General features: G+C 38.6%; 15 protein-coding genes. 9 read left to right on the forward strand and 6 right to left on the reverse strand.

Annotation, left to right across the window (positions count from 1 at the left end; genetic code table 11):
• Positions 1 to 152: 152 nt before the first annotated feature.
• Both NC799_RS17345 and NC799_RS17350 read right to left on the reverse strand, forming a co-directional pair.
• The gene (locus tag NC799_RS17345; RefSeq protein WP_272447689.1) at positions 153 to 1,055 is read right to left on the reverse strand and encodes a multicopper oxidase family protein; all 903 of its coding nucleotides are present in this window, start codon (positions 1,053 to 1,055) and stop codon (positions 153 to 155) included.
• 57 nt (positions 1,056 to 1,112) lie between these two features.
• A complete protein-coding gene (locus NC799_RS17350) occupies positions 1,113 to 1,583 on the reverse strand; it encodes a divergent PAP2 family protein (protein WP_272447690.1) in 471 nt (156 codons plus the stop codon).
• 209 nt (positions 1,584 to 1,792) lie between these two features.
• Between NC799_RS17350 and NC799_RS17355 the strand changes: the two genes are divergently transcribed.
• The 9 genes from NC799_RS17355 to NC799_RS17395 all read left to right on the forward strand — a co-directional run bounded on the left by NC799_RS17355 (position 1,793) and on the right by NC799_RS17395 (position 11,101).
• Positions 1,793 to 2,650 (forward strand): ROK family protein, encoded by an 858-nt coding sequence (locus tag NC799_RS17355; RefSeq protein WP_272447691.1) that lies wholly within the window; start codon positions 1,793 to 1,795, stop codon positions 2,648 to 2,650.
• 123 nt (positions 2,651 to 2,773) lie between these two features.
• Positions 2,774 to 3,772, forward strand: coding sequence for a DUF3231 family protein (locus tag NC799_RS17360; protein ID WP_272447692.1), 999 nt, complete (start codon positions 2,774 to 2,776; stop codon positions 3,770 to 3,772).
• 243 nt (positions 3,773 to 4,015) lie between these two features.
• Positions 4,016 to 5,260, forward strand: a complete 1,245-nt coding sequence (locus NC799_RS17365) for an NAD-dependent epimerase/dehydratase family protein (protein ID WP_272447693.1) — start codon at positions 4,016 to 4,018, stop codon at positions 5,258 to 5,260.
• Between the two features lie 734 nt (positions 5,261 to 5,994).
• Positions 5,995 to 6,303: an ArsR/SmtB family transcription factor gene (locus tag NC799_RS17370; protein ID WP_272447703.1), complete on the forward strand. Its 309-nt coding sequence runs from the start codon at positions 5,995 to 5,997 to the stop codon at positions 6,301 to 6,303.
• A 15-nt stretch (positions 6,304 to 6,318) separates the two neighbouring features.
• Complete coding sequence (locus tag NC799_RS17375) at positions 6,319 to 7,614, forward strand: arsenic transporter (protein ID WP_272447694.1); 1,296 nt, start codon at positions 6,319 to 6,321, stop codon at positions 7,612 to 7,614.
• An 18-nt stretch (positions 7,615 to 7,632) separates the two neighbouring features.
• Positions 7,633 to 8,058 carry an arsenate reductase (thioredoxin) gene (arsC, locus tag NC799_RS17380; RefSeq protein ID WP_272447695.1) on the forward strand — a complete coding sequence of 142 codons (426 nt, stop codon included), beginning with the start codon at positions 7,633 to 7,635 and terminating at the stop codon, positions 8,056 to 8,058.
• Between the two features lie 232 nt (positions 8,059 to 8,290).
• Complete coding sequence (locus NC799_RS17385) at positions 8,291 to 9,835, forward strand: DHA2 family efflux MFS transporter permease subunit (RefSeq protein ID WP_417006704.1); 1,545 nt, start codon at positions 8,291 to 8,293, stop codon at positions 9,833 to 9,835.
• A 301-nt stretch (positions 9,836 to 10,136) separates the two neighbouring features.
• On the forward strand, positions 10,137 to 10,571 hold the full coding sequence (locus NC799_RS17390) for a DUF5392 family protein (RefSeq protein WP_272447697.1): 435 nt from the start codon (positions 10,137 to 10,139) through the stop codon (positions 10,569 to 10,571).
• 74 nt (positions 10,572 to 10,645) lie between these two features.
• Positions 10,646 to 11,101: a CBS domain-containing protein gene (locus NC799_RS17395; RefSeq protein WP_272447698.1), complete on the forward strand. Its 456-nt coding sequence runs from the start codon at positions 10,646 to 10,648 to the stop codon at positions 11,099 to 11,101.
• 113 nt (positions 11,102 to 11,214) lie between these two features.
• Here the strand turns inward: NC799_RS17395 and NC799_RS17400 are convergent, their stop codons facing one another.
• From NC799_RS17400 to NC799_RS17415, 4 genes are all read right to left on the reverse strand, one after another.
• Positions 11,215 to 11,478, reverse strand: a complete 264-nt coding sequence (locus tag NC799_RS17400) for a hypothetical protein (protein WP_272447699.1) — start codon at positions 11,476 to 11,478, stop codon at positions 11,215 to 11,217.
• 428 nt (positions 11,479 to 11,906) lie between these two features.
• A complete protein-coding gene (locus NC799_RS17405; RefSeq protein ID WP_272447700.1) occupies positions 11,907 to 12,542 on the reverse strand; it encodes a hypothetical protein in 636 nt (211 codons plus the stop codon).
• A 265-nt stretch (positions 12,543 to 12,807) separates the two neighbouring features.
• Positions 12,808 to 13,752: a lipoyl synthase gene (gene lipA / locus NC799_RS17410; RefSeq protein WP_272447701.1), complete on the reverse strand. Its 945-nt coding sequence runs from the start codon at positions 13,750 to 13,752 to the stop codon at positions 12,808 to 12,810.
• A gap of 28 nt (positions 13,753 to 13,780) precedes the next feature.
• Entirely contained in the window at positions 13,781 to 14,599 is an 819-nt protein-coding gene (locus NC799_RS17415) for a lipoate--protein ligase family protein (RefSeq protein ID WP_272447702.1), read from the reverse strand.
• Positions 14,600 to 14,902 lie beyond the last annotated feature (303 nt).

A 14,902-nucleotide genomic window follows, 5' to 3' on the forward strand; every position in this document is an offset into this window, starting at 1 on the left:
AGAAGCATATCGCTCTAATTTTTTAATAACTGAATTGTGGACAGATAAATGGTTTGCCATTAAACCGACGTCTACTGTTTTTAACATGAGATTCACTCCACTCCTTAACTTTTTTCACGTACATGTACTATGATGTGTCTATCTAACCATTTCTATTCGTTATAAATAAGTTGAGTAATCATCCCGCCAGGCGTGTGACCGTTATTTGATTGATGGAAGGTCTTTGTTCCATTAATTGGCCACTTACCAGGATTGTTAGCAATTAATTCGACATCAATTCGTTTTCCAGAAGCTAGACTAATCGTGTCATCCATCATCCCTGTTCTTGTGAAACCATCAACTTCTACGATATTAAAGTCATGACCATGGGTATGCATCGAATGGCTCGAGCTAGATTTATTAATAAAGCGAAGACGGAGCCTCTCACCAAATTTAGTTTGTAATGGTGTCGCCTCAGGAAAACATTTACCGTTAATTGTAAAGAAATTTGGTTGAATTCCAAATTTGACTGGTTTATAAGTCCCAGGGAAAACTTTTCCTAATTCAGGTTGTTCGATTTGCCACTGTTGAACAATAAGCGTATAGTCACGGTCCGGAAGCATCACTTGGTGTGTATTGTAATCATTAGGTAAGACAACAAATGCACCAACTAAACCTAAATTTTCCTGGAAATTTTCTGTTGAGTGATAGAAAAATGTCCCAACTTGTAACGCTTGAAATCTGTATGTGAATCTTTCGCCAGGCTTAATTTTAGGAGAAGGCTCAATTGGCGGTCTTCCATCTTGTGTATTTGGCTTAGATAGGCCATGAACATGAAGTGTTGTCGGTCCTTCTGTTCGGTTCTCTACCTCTATTTCCACCCACTCCCCTTGCTTGACGACAATCATAGGACCGGGTGTGTTTCCATTGTATCCAAGTACATCAATAGTTACTTCCGGTAAAATATTGTGAGCAATAGGTTCAGCAACTAATTTAAACTTACGTGTATGTTCTTCTTGTTGATAACTAGCTATTTGTCCATCGGGTAATATTAATTTATCTTCCCATGTGGGCATATATAGTCCTCCATTCGCAAAAATAATTTGGTTGTTAACCATCGGTTTAAAAAAATATTATTTTCTTTCCAGCAAATAGCTGATTGCCCCGATTGCAACTCCGAGTATTGCACCGCCGGCAACTTCAATTGGTAAGTGACCAAGCATTTCTTGCAGTTCCTTCTCGCGTTTTCTGTGCTTTACTTCAGGATGATCAGTTGACAGTTTTGCTAATTGCTCATCCATGTCATTGACAGCCATTGCAATTTGTCCGGTTTGCCACCTGATCCCCATCGCATCGTACATAACAATTAAGCCAAAAATAGAGGTAATTCCAAAGTCAATCGACGGAACACCTTTTTTTAGCGCAACATAGGTAGTCAGTGATGTCACCCCTGAGGAGTGTGAGCTAGGCATGTCACCTGTACCTACAATTTTTTTCCAATCCCAAGTCCCCGTTTCTGCGTAATGTAAAGGTATCTTTAGCAGCTGTGCTGTACCAATCCCGATGAGAGCTGTTGTAAGTCCTCGGTTTAACATAGACTTCATTCACCTCATCCTTAGAGTTAGAAATTGAAGCTGCTTTTATTCCTGAAAAACAAAATAACCTAGAAGCAATTAACAACGAACTGCAGAAAAATAATTACCTTGGTTGGATTTTATATACTCAAACATTCTCTTCCGGTAGTACAGTTGGAACTTCTTTGACAGGTAGTTTATAATCAATTCATAGTAATCGAGAGAGAAGGGGAAGTTTTATGTTTTATGGAGCAATTGAAGCAGGTGGAACGAAATTTGTCTGTGCTGTTAGTGATGAGAATTTAACGATTCAAGACCGTATCAGTATCCCAACGACAACACCAGAGGAGACGTTGACAGAAGTGTTTGCGTTTTTTGATCAATATGACCTTTATTCCATCGGGGTTGGTTCCTTTGGCCCGATTGATATTAATCAGGCCTCTGAAACGTTTGGGTATATTACCTCTACGCCAAAAAAGGGTTGGAACAACTTTAATTTTGTTGGTGCCTTAAAGGAACGTTATCTAGTACCAATTGCTTTTACAACCGATGTCAATGCAGCTGCATTTGGTGAGTATTATCAAGGAAGTGCCAAAGCGAATCATTCCTGTATTTATTTGACGATTGGGACAGGAGTTGGTGGTGGTTTTGTCTTAAATGGCCAAATCATCGATGGCTTCGGGCACCCAGAAATGGGCCATGTACTACTAAAGCCCCATCCAGAAGATGCTTATCATGGGCATTGTCCATACCATGGCAATTGTTTAGAAGGTCTTGCTTGTGGACCAGCAATCGAGGACAGAATGGGACAAAAGGCTGAAACATTAGGGGAGACACTTGGTTATTGGGAAATAGAAGCATACTACTTAGCCCAGGCGTTAGTAAATTACACGTTAGTCCTTCGACCGGAAAAGATTATTTTAGGTGGTGGGGTGATGAAGCAAGCCCAGCTTTTCCAGTTAATCCGCGAACAGTTTGCCGCATTATTGAATAACTACGTTGAGGTTCCTCACTTGGATGAGTATATTGTTAGTCCAGGTCTTATCGACAATGCGGGCGTTACGGGGTGCCTGTTGTTGGCAAAAGAAGCAAAATAAGAACTCCTAGCACAGTTAATTAATTTGTCATAAGTATGGTAAATATTTAACAAATTATTCAAGTTATTTACATATTCTGCTCCTTCTAGTAGACACTAGTTTTCAAGAAGGAGGAAGGTTACAGTGAAGCATAATCCGGATTTAACATCTTCTGAATTAGCCAACGTGTGGAGTGCTTATATGGCAGATAGTACAAATGTCTGTGTGATGAAACATTTTCTAAATCACGTGCAGGACCCAGAAGTCAAAAGAATTGTTGAATATGCCAAGGGTTTATCAGAAAGTAATCTGAAGGCATTATCAGGGATTTTTAAAGATGAAAGTATTCCAATTCCACAAGGGTTCACCGATGATGATTATAATCAAGAAGCACCTAGGCTATATTCTGATACCTATTATTTACGCTATTTACAATATTTTGCTAGATCAGGCATGGGTATTATCGGTATGGCAAATGGTACATCTTACCGAAAGGATATTAGGAAATTTTTCTCGATGGCATTAGCAGAAAGCGCATTATTATACGAACGAGTCGTGCAATTGATGGAGAAAAAAGGAATTTTCGTCCGTTCCCCGTTTATTCCGTATCCGAAAAAGGTTGATTATATTCAGGAAGAAAACTTTTTAGCAGGGTATTTAACGTTACATAAGCGACCACTCCTTGCAATCGAAATTAATCACATATCTAATAATATTGAGGCTAATTACATTGGGCGCACATTAATTGACGGCTTTGTTCAGGTCGCACAGACAAAAGAGGTGCGTAAACATTTTGAAAATGGAGTAGAGATAGCAACGGAAATAATTAAAACGCTTGAAGCCTTTTTGGAAGAAAGCCATACGTCAACACCGTATTCGTCTGATTCTGTCATCTCAGGTAGTACAACTCCCCCGTTTTCGGAAAAAATGATGGTAAGTATGAGTTCTGCATTAGTAGGAGTATCGCTTTCAAACATTGGGATGGGAATAAGCTACAGCATGCGAAGTGATATCATCGGTGAATATACCCAGCTAATGACTCGGGTAGGGAAATATGCTGCGGCAGGGGCGAAATTAGCTATTAAACATGGCTGGATGGAAAAGCCGCCACAAACATTAGATCGTGATAGATTAATCAATTGAGATATCAACCTGGGTCTTAATTTGAAGGCTCAGGTTTTTAACAGTTTCCAATAATGAACGATAAATCATAGAGGGAGAGATTAGCCACAAACATTCTTAGTAAGAAAAGGATGTCAAACCCTTTCCAATTTAAGGTAAATGTGGTAGATTTCCTTATGAAACTACTTTTTATGTTATTATGAATCTATACATACTTTCCTTCACAAGATAAATATAGAAAAACTGGTAAAGGGTGGGAAGAGAGTGAGCATTTTAAATACAGAGAAGAATAAGAAAATTATCGTCCTTGGTGGAGATGGTTTTTGTGGCTGGCCAACAAGTCTTCATCTGTCCAATTTAGGGCATGAGGTAGTCATCATTGACAATCTATCAAGGCGCAATATTGATAATGAACTAGAAGCAGAATCGTTAACGCCTATTAAACCAATTGGAACTAGATTACAAGTCTGGGAAGAGATATCTGGTAAGAAAATAGGCTTTCATAATATTAACATAGCAAATGATTATGAGGAATTATTGCAAATAATTACTAGTGAACAACCAGATGTCATTGTTCACTTTGCCGAACAACGGTCCGCGCCTTATTCGATGAAATCCCCGAAGCACAAGCGCTATACTGTCAATAACAATTTAAATGCAACACATAACGTGTTATGTGCGATTGTAGAATCTGGACTAGATAGCCATCTTGTTCACTTAGGAACGATGGGTGTTTATGGCTATGGTACTGCTGGGATGAAAATTCCAGAAGGTTATCTAGACGTTGAAGTTAAAACGGAAACTGGTGAAAGAATTCAGCAGCAAATATTGTATCCAACCAATCCAGGTTCTGTATATCATATGACGAAAACACAGGATCAGTTGTTTTTCCACTACTATAATAAAAATGATAGTATAAGAATTACTGATTTACACCAAGGAATTGTTTGGGGAACAAATACAAAAGAAACAAACATGGATGAACGGTTAATTAATCGCTTCGATTATGATGGCGATTATGGAACAGTGTTAAATCGTTTCTTAATGCAAGCGGCAGTAGGTTATCCAATAACTGTTCATGGAACCGGCGGACAAACTCGTGCTTTTATTCATATTCAAGATACGGTACGTTGCATCCAATTAGCGATTGAAAATCCTCCAGCACGGGAAGAAAGAGTGATGATTTTTAATCAAATGACGGAGACCCACCGTGTAAATGATTTGGCCAAACTTGTTAGTGAGCTAACTGGTGGTGAAATTGCCTACGTCTCTAATCCGCGTAAAGAGGCAGCAGAAAATGAATTACATGTTAAAAATGACCTCTTCCTATCGAAAGGTCTACATCCAATTACGTTGGATAAAGGCCTACTACAAGAAGTAACAGAGGTTGCGAAAAAATATGCTCATCGCGCAGATTATGCTAAAATTCCGGCAACAAGTACATGGACAAATGAACAGAAACCTGGCATTCCAACGAAACAAACAGAAAAACCGGATTTAGTTAAATAAGTAAAAAAATTAAAGGAACTACGATTTGTGTAGTTCCTTTAATTTTGGATAGAATCATAAACGCTCAAATTGGCTTTTTGCCATGAGAAACGGTTATTTGGCAACCAGGGTTAGCTACCATCCAAGAGTGAATTCCTGCTCCTCCAGCTATTACGAGGCTTGTCTTACGCTTTTCATGGGTGGGCAAGTGCATTCTTGGTTTTGTAGGGGATCTTAGATTCAGGATACCTTTTTAACGCCCGATCGCCCCCTGTTAAGTGTCAAACGGTAGTCAAAGGCCGCTAATGACGCCCGATCGAGCCCTGTTAAGTGTCAAACGGTAGTCAAAGGCCGCTAATGACGCCCGATCGAGCCCTGTTAAGTGTCAAACGGTAGTCAAAGACCGCTAATGACGCCCGATCGCCCCCTGTTAGCGTCAAACGGTAGTCAAAGACCGCTAATGACGCCCGATCGAGCCCTGTTAAGTGTTAAACGGTAGTCAAAAACTGCTAATGACGCCCGATCGAGCCCTGTTAAGATTCAAACGGTAGTCAAAGACTGCTAATGACGCCCGATCGAGCCCTGTTAAGCGTCAAACGGTAGTCAATTGTGCTCCACTTCGTAGCCTGCCTTGGTCTAGCAAGGCGCGACTTGCGCTTTTCTTATTGCATATATAAGCAAATTGTTATATAGTGATATACGGATAACTTGGAGGTGTTCTTGTGAAAACAGCTGTTGAAATTGATAAAGTTGCGATGATTTTAAAGTTACTAGGGGATAAGACGCGCTTAACGATGGTTAAACTACTTGAAAGTAATGAATGCTGTGTGTGCGAGTTTGTTGAGATTTTTCAAATGAGCCAACCATCGATTAGCCAACACCTACGTAAACTGCGTGATGTCGGGTTAGTCCGAGAGCAGCGGAGGGGCCAATGGATTTTTTACTCCGTTAATAAACAGCACCAATACTATTGTTTCGTTGCAGAACTACTTCAACAATTGCCTAATCAAGAATACAGGTTAAAACAATTAGAGAAACAAGGGATGCGTATCACTTGTTGTTAACTGGAGGGAATTGATTTGCTAGAAATTATCCTTGCATCCATAATCTTTTTGGTTACCTTGGTTTTAGTCATTTGGCAACCAAAGGGGTTATCAATCGGATGGTCAGCTTGTGGGGGGGCGCTCCTCGCTTTAATGGTAGGCGTTGTTGGCGTCGGTGATATCGTAGAAGTAACGGGGATTGTGTGGAATGCAACGATAGCATTTGTTGCTATTATTCTTATTTCACTTCTATTAGATGAAATTGGCTTTTTCGAATGGGCGGCATTACATATGGCTCGAGCAGCTGGTGGCAAGGGGATTCGAATGTTCGTCTATATCAGCTTGTTAGGAGCACTTGTAGCAGCATTTTTCGCTAATGATGGTGCAGCATTGATTCTTACACCGATTGTCCTTGCGATGGTTCGAAATTTAAATTTTCAAGAAAAAATGATCTTTCCATTTATTATGGCGAGTGGATTTATTGCAGATACGACATCCTTGCCACTAGTCGTCAGTAACTTAGTAAACATCGTATCTGCTGATTACTTTGACATCGGCTTTAGTGCCTATGCTTCACGGATGATTATCCCAAATTTCTTTTCGCTAGGAGCAACGATTTTGGTGTTATGGCTATATTTTAGAAAAAATATCCCGAAAAGCTATGACTTATCACAATTAAAAGAACCAGCCGAAGCAATTAAGGATTACAAAATGTTTCGTTTAGCATGGTATGTACTTGGAATTCTTCTTATTGGTTACTTTGTCAGTGAGTTTATCCAAGTACCGGTTTCGATTGTTGCAGGGCTTGTCGCGATCTTTTTCATTATCATGGGGCGAAATAGTAATGCAGTTAATACAAAAGCGGTTATTAAAGGGGCACCTTGGGCAGTTGTCTTCTTTTCGATTGGGATGTATGTCGTGGTGTTTGGTTTACGAAATGCTGGATTAACTGACGTATTAGCAAAAGTAATCCAAGCAAGTGCCGACCAAGGCTTGTTTGTAGCAACCATTTCAATGGGCTTTATTGCAGCCATCCTATCCTCAATTATGAACAATATGCCAACTGTGATGATTGATGCTATTGCCATTTCAGACACAACAACATCAGGCGCGATTCGCGAGGCATTAATTTATGCGAATGTTATCGGATCTGATTTGGGCCCAAAAATTACCCCAATTGGTTCCTTAGCTACTTTGTTATGGCTCCATGTCTTAGCGCAAAAAGGAGTAAAGATTACGTGGGGGACTTATTTTAAAACCGGGATTAGCTTAACGATTCCGATTTTGTTCATTACATTAGTTGGATTATTTTTAACACTATCATTTTTATAAAAGGAGACGTGAACAAACATGACTAAAAATACAATTTATTTTTTATGTACTGGTAATTCTTGCAGAAGTCAAATGGCTGAAGGGTGGGCGAAAAAGTATTTAGGTGACGATTGGGAAGTGAAAAGTGCAGGGATTGAGGCTCATGGGCTTAACCCAAATGCTGTTAAAGCAATGAATGAAGTAGGTATTGATATTTCTAATCAAACTTCAGATATTATTAACCCAGACATTTTAAACAATGCAACGTTAGCTGTTACCCTTTGTGGGGATGCTGCAGATAAATGCCCGACAACGCCTCCAAAGGTAAAACGTGAACACTGGGGCTTTGATGACCCAGCGAAGGCAGAAGGAACAGATGAGGAAAAATGGCAAGTGTTCCAACGTGTGCGGGATGAGATTGGTGAGCGAATTAAGCGATTTGCAAAAGAACAGATAACTAAGTAAATCAATCAGAGAAAAAGCGAAACACCCTGACTCAATGGTTAAACGAGGAAGGGTGTTTCGCTTTTATAAAATCCCGGGAGTCAGCCTCGATGCAATGTTATCTATTCACCTAATTTGGACTCGCGGTACATCTAATTTTCCCCTTCATGAAAATAGATGCAATCATTTTCCTGAAATCATATTGCATTTTTTATACTATAGGTATAAAATACTCAAGTATCCAATCATGTAAATGAAAGAGGGGCTAAAGGATATGACTGAAAAGAAACCACCATATGGTATGATAGCTATTTTATTTATTGGCGCTTTTGTCGCTATATTGAATGAAACGTTATTGAACGTGGCACTACCATCGATTATGAGCGAGTTTGAAGTGAAACCAACTGCAGTCCAGTGGTTATCAACGGGGTACATGCTTATAAATGGTATATTAATTCCAGCTAGTGCATTTTTTATCCAGCGTTTCTCTGATAAAAAATTGTTCATAACTGCAATGGGGTTATTCACGCTTGGGACGTTTTTAGCAAGTGTTGCACCCGTATTTGGCGTTTTACTTGCTGCACGTATGATTCAAGCTTCGGGTTCTGCGATTATGATGCCATTATTAATGAATGTGATGCTCACTGCCTTCCCGGTTGAAAAAAGAGGAGCAGCAATGGGGATGTTTGGAATTGTTATGATTACAGCCCCAGCAATTGGTCCGACACTTTCAGGTTGGCTGATTGAACACTATAGCTTTAGAATGTTATTTAATCTTGTTCTTCCAATAGCATTATTAACATTAATCTTGGCTATTTTCAAACTGAAAAATGTGACACCACAACGATCAATTAATCTTGATGTGTTTTCGTTAGTGTTATCAAGCATCGGATTTGGTGGATTGCTTTATGGCTTTAGTTCAGCTGGGGATAAAGGTTGGGGACATCCGCTCGTCTACGGTACGATTATTATCGGTGCCATTGCTTTAATTGTCTTCGTGTTACGACAACTACGGATGGATGACCCAATGCTTGAATTTAGAATATTTAAATATCCAATGTTTGCCTTGTCATCTGCTATTTCCAATGTCATAGCGATGGCGTTGTTTTCAGCAATGATTTTAATGCCGATCTATGTCCAAACGATTCGTGGTATTTCCCCGATTGATTCCGGCTTGCTAATGTTACCTGGAGCCATTGTAATGGGAATTATGTCACCGATAACAGGTAAGTTGTTTGACAAGTACGGTGCTAGAACCTTAGCTATCATTGGATTAACCATTACCGTTGTGACTTCGTACTATTTTAGTCAAATTACGCTTGAAACAAGTTATTCATCGTTAGTTATTCTGTATACATTCCGGATGTTTGGAATGTCGATGGTTATGATGCCAGTCATGACAAATGGCTTAAATCAATTGCCACCACAAAATAACCCACATGGTACAGCGATGAATAACACGTTGCAACAGGTATCAGGGGCAATTGGATCTGCATTGTTAATTACTGTCATGAATAACCGGACAGAAATAAAAGCAGAAGAATTAGCCGAAAAAGCGACGTCAGCGGTCGATCCATCTGCCTCGCAACCAACTGCAGAAGCTGCTGCTCAAATGCAACAACAGATCTTGAATGAGGCAATGTTAAGTGGAATTAATTTCACCTTTTTAATTTCCACGCTAATTGCATTCGTCGCATTAATCCTTGCTTTATTTATCAAGCGTGCTGTTCCTTACAAAGAGGAAGAATCAGAAGATAGTGATAGTTTGATTACTACCTATAAAAATGCAACAGAATAATAGACTAATAAAGCCGAAACGTAATTGTTTCGGCTTTTGTTCAAAGATAAGAAAGTATGAAAAAATCCAAGAGCTGTCATGCTACCGACAGTGTATGGGTAAATAGGTTGTTACGTGTTGTAGAGTAACTTATAATAATAGTATATAAAGTGACACTATATCATATCATGAATTACTAACTAATCCACGATCGGTGCAAGAAGTAATTGCATAATAAATCAGGGGATGTCTAGTACAAGTAGCCCCTCGCTTGTTTTTAAGTGAAAATAGATAAAAATATACGGAAAAAGGAGGGTCATGTGTGAAAATAACGGACTGGAGTGAAATGCCGTCCTACGTTATTAAAGAAATGGAAAAAATAGAAAGTAAAATTCTACCATATACACAAAAGGCAGCCAAATATTCCTTTTGGTCGCTCCCGCTAATCTTGTTATCGATCTTTAATCTATTTTTCTTATTGTTCATTTTACCTGACAGAAATCTTCCAGTATTGATTGTTTACGGACTTATTGGAGCAATAGGATTAGCGTTTTCAAAGGAAGCTAAATTTTATCAAAGAGAAGTGTTAAAACGGAGTATTCATTGTATGATTGAGCGAATCAAGGATAGTGATATCGTTCCAAATGTTACAAAGGAAGATTATATTAGACGCATTCAACAACAATCCATTAGTTCTTATTATTATTTTATTGAATTCTTAAAAGAAGAACACAGGATGAAATATACATACTACTAAACTGTGTTACAAGTAAGCAACAACTGGAGTTGCAATAAACAAGTTATAGAATAAAAATAGTGGAGGCGGATACTTTGCAAGCAAATGATATTATGAAAAAACAAGTAATCAAAGTAAAAGATACAGCTTATGTTCGGGATGTAATTAGAAAATTTATTGAACACGGGATCAGTGGATTACCAATTGTAAATGACCGAAATGAAATTGTTGGATACATCAGTGATGGAGATGTGATGCGGTTTATTGGGAAGCATAAGGACTATATCATTGATATGTATGCGTTTGTCAACGTTATATCAGGAGATGATTCAGCGTTTGAAGAAAAAGCAAAACGGATACTCGATTTAAATGTGTTAGAAATAGCGAAAAAGAAAGTAGTGAAGGTTGATTATGAGGCAGATATAGAAGACGTTGCAGCTATTTTGGGGAAGAAGCAAATAAAGAAGCTCCCGGTTGAACGGAATGGTGTTTTGGTAGGGATAATTAGTAGGGGGGATGTCATTAGACATTCCTTTGAAGCATTACTTTAAAACGGAAAACAGGAATGAATCATTCACATTGACTATCCAAGATTCAAATGCTGGCACTTGAACAAAGCCAGCATTTGATACCTGAACGTCTCGTCTGTAAGTAATACGAATTTTTATCTGTTTAATAACGAATCGAACAAATCACCAACTGACATGCCGCTTACCTTTTCAATAAGCTCATCTCGCTCTGTTTTCTTCCTAAACGACCCGTTTAATACAATTTGAACAGTTTGATCTCTGTCAACGAGCACCGAATGTACCTCCAGTGCATTAACTAATATTGCTGTCACAACCGCTATCTGTTGTGGGTTTAAATCAAACCCACCAAACATCTTTCCAAAGTCTTGATCATTCCACCCATTATTTCTTCTTGCCATCCTATCACCTACTGATATCCCGGACCTAAAGGATAGATTGTCTCATCATTACCATCTACTGAATCTTCTTCAGATCCTATTGCGAATGAAATAAACAAAAAAATCATTAGTACTAGCAACACATTGTTTTTAAAATTATCACTCATCGAAAAAACCCTTTCCTGCGTCATTATCAAGTGGAGTCATATTAGTGTATGTATGGGCGAATGAAATGTGTCTGTAAGTAACAGTATCATTGTTGCAAAAAGTCTAATTGATGAGAGAGGGGGGAATAATTTCCTATAAACCGCCAAAAATCTTGCCTTTGTCGTCATTGCCCGGGAAATAACGACAAAATCTATTGTTTTCTTGCAAGATAAGAAAGAAAAGTGCCGGGAGATGTCTAGCTTAACAAGGCGCTTGTGCTATTGCGCTAAGAATCAACAGATTCATCTATGGTGCTGTTTATCGAAAATTAACCAACTAGAGTAAAAGATCATAACTATACACTCAAAGAAATAGATGATTTTCCAAAAATAACTAATGATATTGAAAATGGGAAGACTGTAAAAGCCTTCGTGCGGATAATTAATCCATTCATTAAAAAAGAATAAGGAATAGTTGGGTAATCCCGTAGTATTAGGATCAAAGATATACCATAGCAAATGGAAGAGGAAATACGCTACCGTGTGCAATAAGAAAAGGTTTCGTTTATATAAGATATATGTTTTATTGTCCATCCTAACTTTAGAACTAGTGATTCTACTGTTGCGCTTGTTATTTATCTTTTTCTGAATATAGGAATCTATTCGTTTCATGTCATTGCTACCAAGTGTTGTTGCATAAATGATGAAAAGGATAATGACCATCTGTAAGAAGGAAACAGTCCCGGTAAAATAGTAATCAACCCATACAATCACTAATTGAAATAAATTACAAATGATGGCTCCAATCATAAATAGATAGCTTAATCGGTTTGCCATCCATTTGTAACGGGCAAGCATAAATAGAATTACAAATAGCCATGTTAAAGATTCCGAGATAACAAAGAAAGTCCATCCGTAAACATGTAATGGTAGGAACATACATCCTCTACTCCTTTCATCAAAGTGTATGTCCCATTTGGATGTTCTATGAGAAAAAGCTTTCTACGTTATTATTTCGGTTTTAGAGCAGTTGTTTCCAATTAATGGGTTTTACTTTTTGGGGTTGGTGAGAAACTAAAGAAAGATGTAAAAGAACCGGGCAAATATTGTCCGGTTCTTTAGAATGTCACTTAGTTTTAGAGAGCCACAGCAGGTCTTGTCTTATGCCTGCCTTAGTCTAGCAAGGCGCCCTACTCTTTTCTTATTAAAAATTATATTTTTCGAGTTTTTCGCCTTGGGATTCGTAGCCTTTCATATACTGAATTCTTCGTTGTGCGGATGTTGCATTGACTTGTTCGTCTGCGTGATAAGAAGAACGAACGAGTGGGCCGGCTTCGCAATGTTTGAAGCCTTTTTCTAATGCAATTTGCTTTAATTCTTCAAACTCATCCGGATGGTAGTAGCGCTCTACTTTCAAATGCTTCTTCGTTGGTTGTAAGTATTGGCCAATTGTTAAAATATCAACATGATGAGCACGTAGGTCATCCATTGCTTCAACTAATTCTTCTTTTGTTTCACCCAAACCGACCATGATACTTGACTTTGTCGGTGTATTAGGTGCGATTTCTTTGACACGCTCTAACAGTTGTAAGGAACGGTCATACATGGCAATTGCGCGGACTCTTTTTGTTAATCTTCTTACAGTTTCAATGTTATGATTAAATATGTCTGGTCTACTGTCCATTAACGTGTGGAGACTCTCGTAATCACCTTTCATATCTGACGGTAAAATTTCAATCGTACATCCAGGTGTTCGTCTGCGAATAGCACGAACCGTTTCAGCAAAGACTGCAGCACCACCATCGTTTAAATCATCCCTTGCAACTGCTGTAACCACCACGTGTTTTAGCCCCATGATTTCTACAGACTCAGCGACACGCTCCGGCTCGCCCCAATCTAATTCATTAGGAAGCCCTGTTTTAACTGCACAGAAACGACATCCTCGTGTACACGTATCACCGAGAATCATAAATGTAGCTGTTTTTCGTTCACTCCAACATTCATGAATATTTGGACACTTAGCTTCTTCGCATACTGTATTTAAACTTTTTTCGCGCATTAACTTTTTTAAGCTATTATAAGATTTATTTGTATTAAGCTTAATTTTTAGCCATTCTGGTTTCCGCATATGTTCTTCTTGCTTCGCCATGTTCACCACTCCTTTAGATATCAACTAGTTAACGGGAAAAGTTCCATTTATCTGATCTATATTTACTATTAGCAAGCTCGTCAACCTCCGCAACCATTTCTTTTGGTAGGGTAAAGGTTTCAAGTTTGATGTTTAATCCTTTTTCAAAGCCTTTTTTAAAAGCTATCCTCGCTTGGTCAAAGGTAATTGTTGTAGGTGCAATATCATTGATTGCCACTGCTTTATCCCCGAATGAGCGTCTTGCTCTTTCCTTTACCTTCTCATTCGGATAAATAAACATGTCATATAGCTTTTGGTTGTCGACCTCAAGTGGTATCGATCCATGCTGTAGGATGACACCCTTTTGCCGTGTTTGAGCGCTTCCTGCTGCTTTTTTACCTTCTACAATTAACTCGTACCAAGATGGCTCTTCAAAACATACAGCGGAATCAGTTGTTTGTAATTTACCTTCAGGGATTGCAAATTCGGCCTGCAAGCCGAGTTGTTTAAATCCTTCAAGCAACCCCTTTGAAATGACAAGGTAAGCATCCTTCACCGTTTTAGGCATGTTCGGATGTTTTTCTGACACTAATACGCTATATGTAAGTTCTTGGTCATGGAGGACTGCTCTACCACCAGTAAGCCTTCTTACTAATTGTGCGCCATATTTATGAGCAGCGTCCACATCAATTTTGCCTTTCACTTTTTGAAAATATCCAAGCGATAAACCGGCAGGCTCCCATCCGTAAAAGCGGATGACAGGCGGGATTTTCCCCTGACTGTGCCAGTGAAGTAATGTTTCATCCAAAGCCATATTGTAAGCTGGATCACAATGTCCAGAATCGATAAAGTACCAGGTTTCTTCCATTTTATTCTCCTTCCGGTCAAGACATCACACTCATTTTACCTGTGTTTAGGATAGATTGCAAAGAAACAAGTTGGGATTAGTGCTAGACTTCAATTGTTAGACAATTTAGAAAAAAATTTAATTGCTTTATCAAGAAGGAAGAGTATTGGATAACTAATTTTGATAGAAAGGCTATTTGTATATAGTAATCTAAAAGTGGGCCACAAAAGTCATTGAAAACTCCCCCAGTAGGTTATAATAGCCCAGTAGAAATAAATTAATTGATTTCTAGTGGGGAGACTGGAGCGATGATTAACTTGAAAA

This window comes from Aquibacillus salsiterrae (assembly GCF_028416595.1).
Classification (GTDB): domain Bacteria; phylum Bacillota; class Bacilli; order Bacillales; family Amphibacillaceae; genus Aquibacillus_A; species Aquibacillus_A salsiterrae.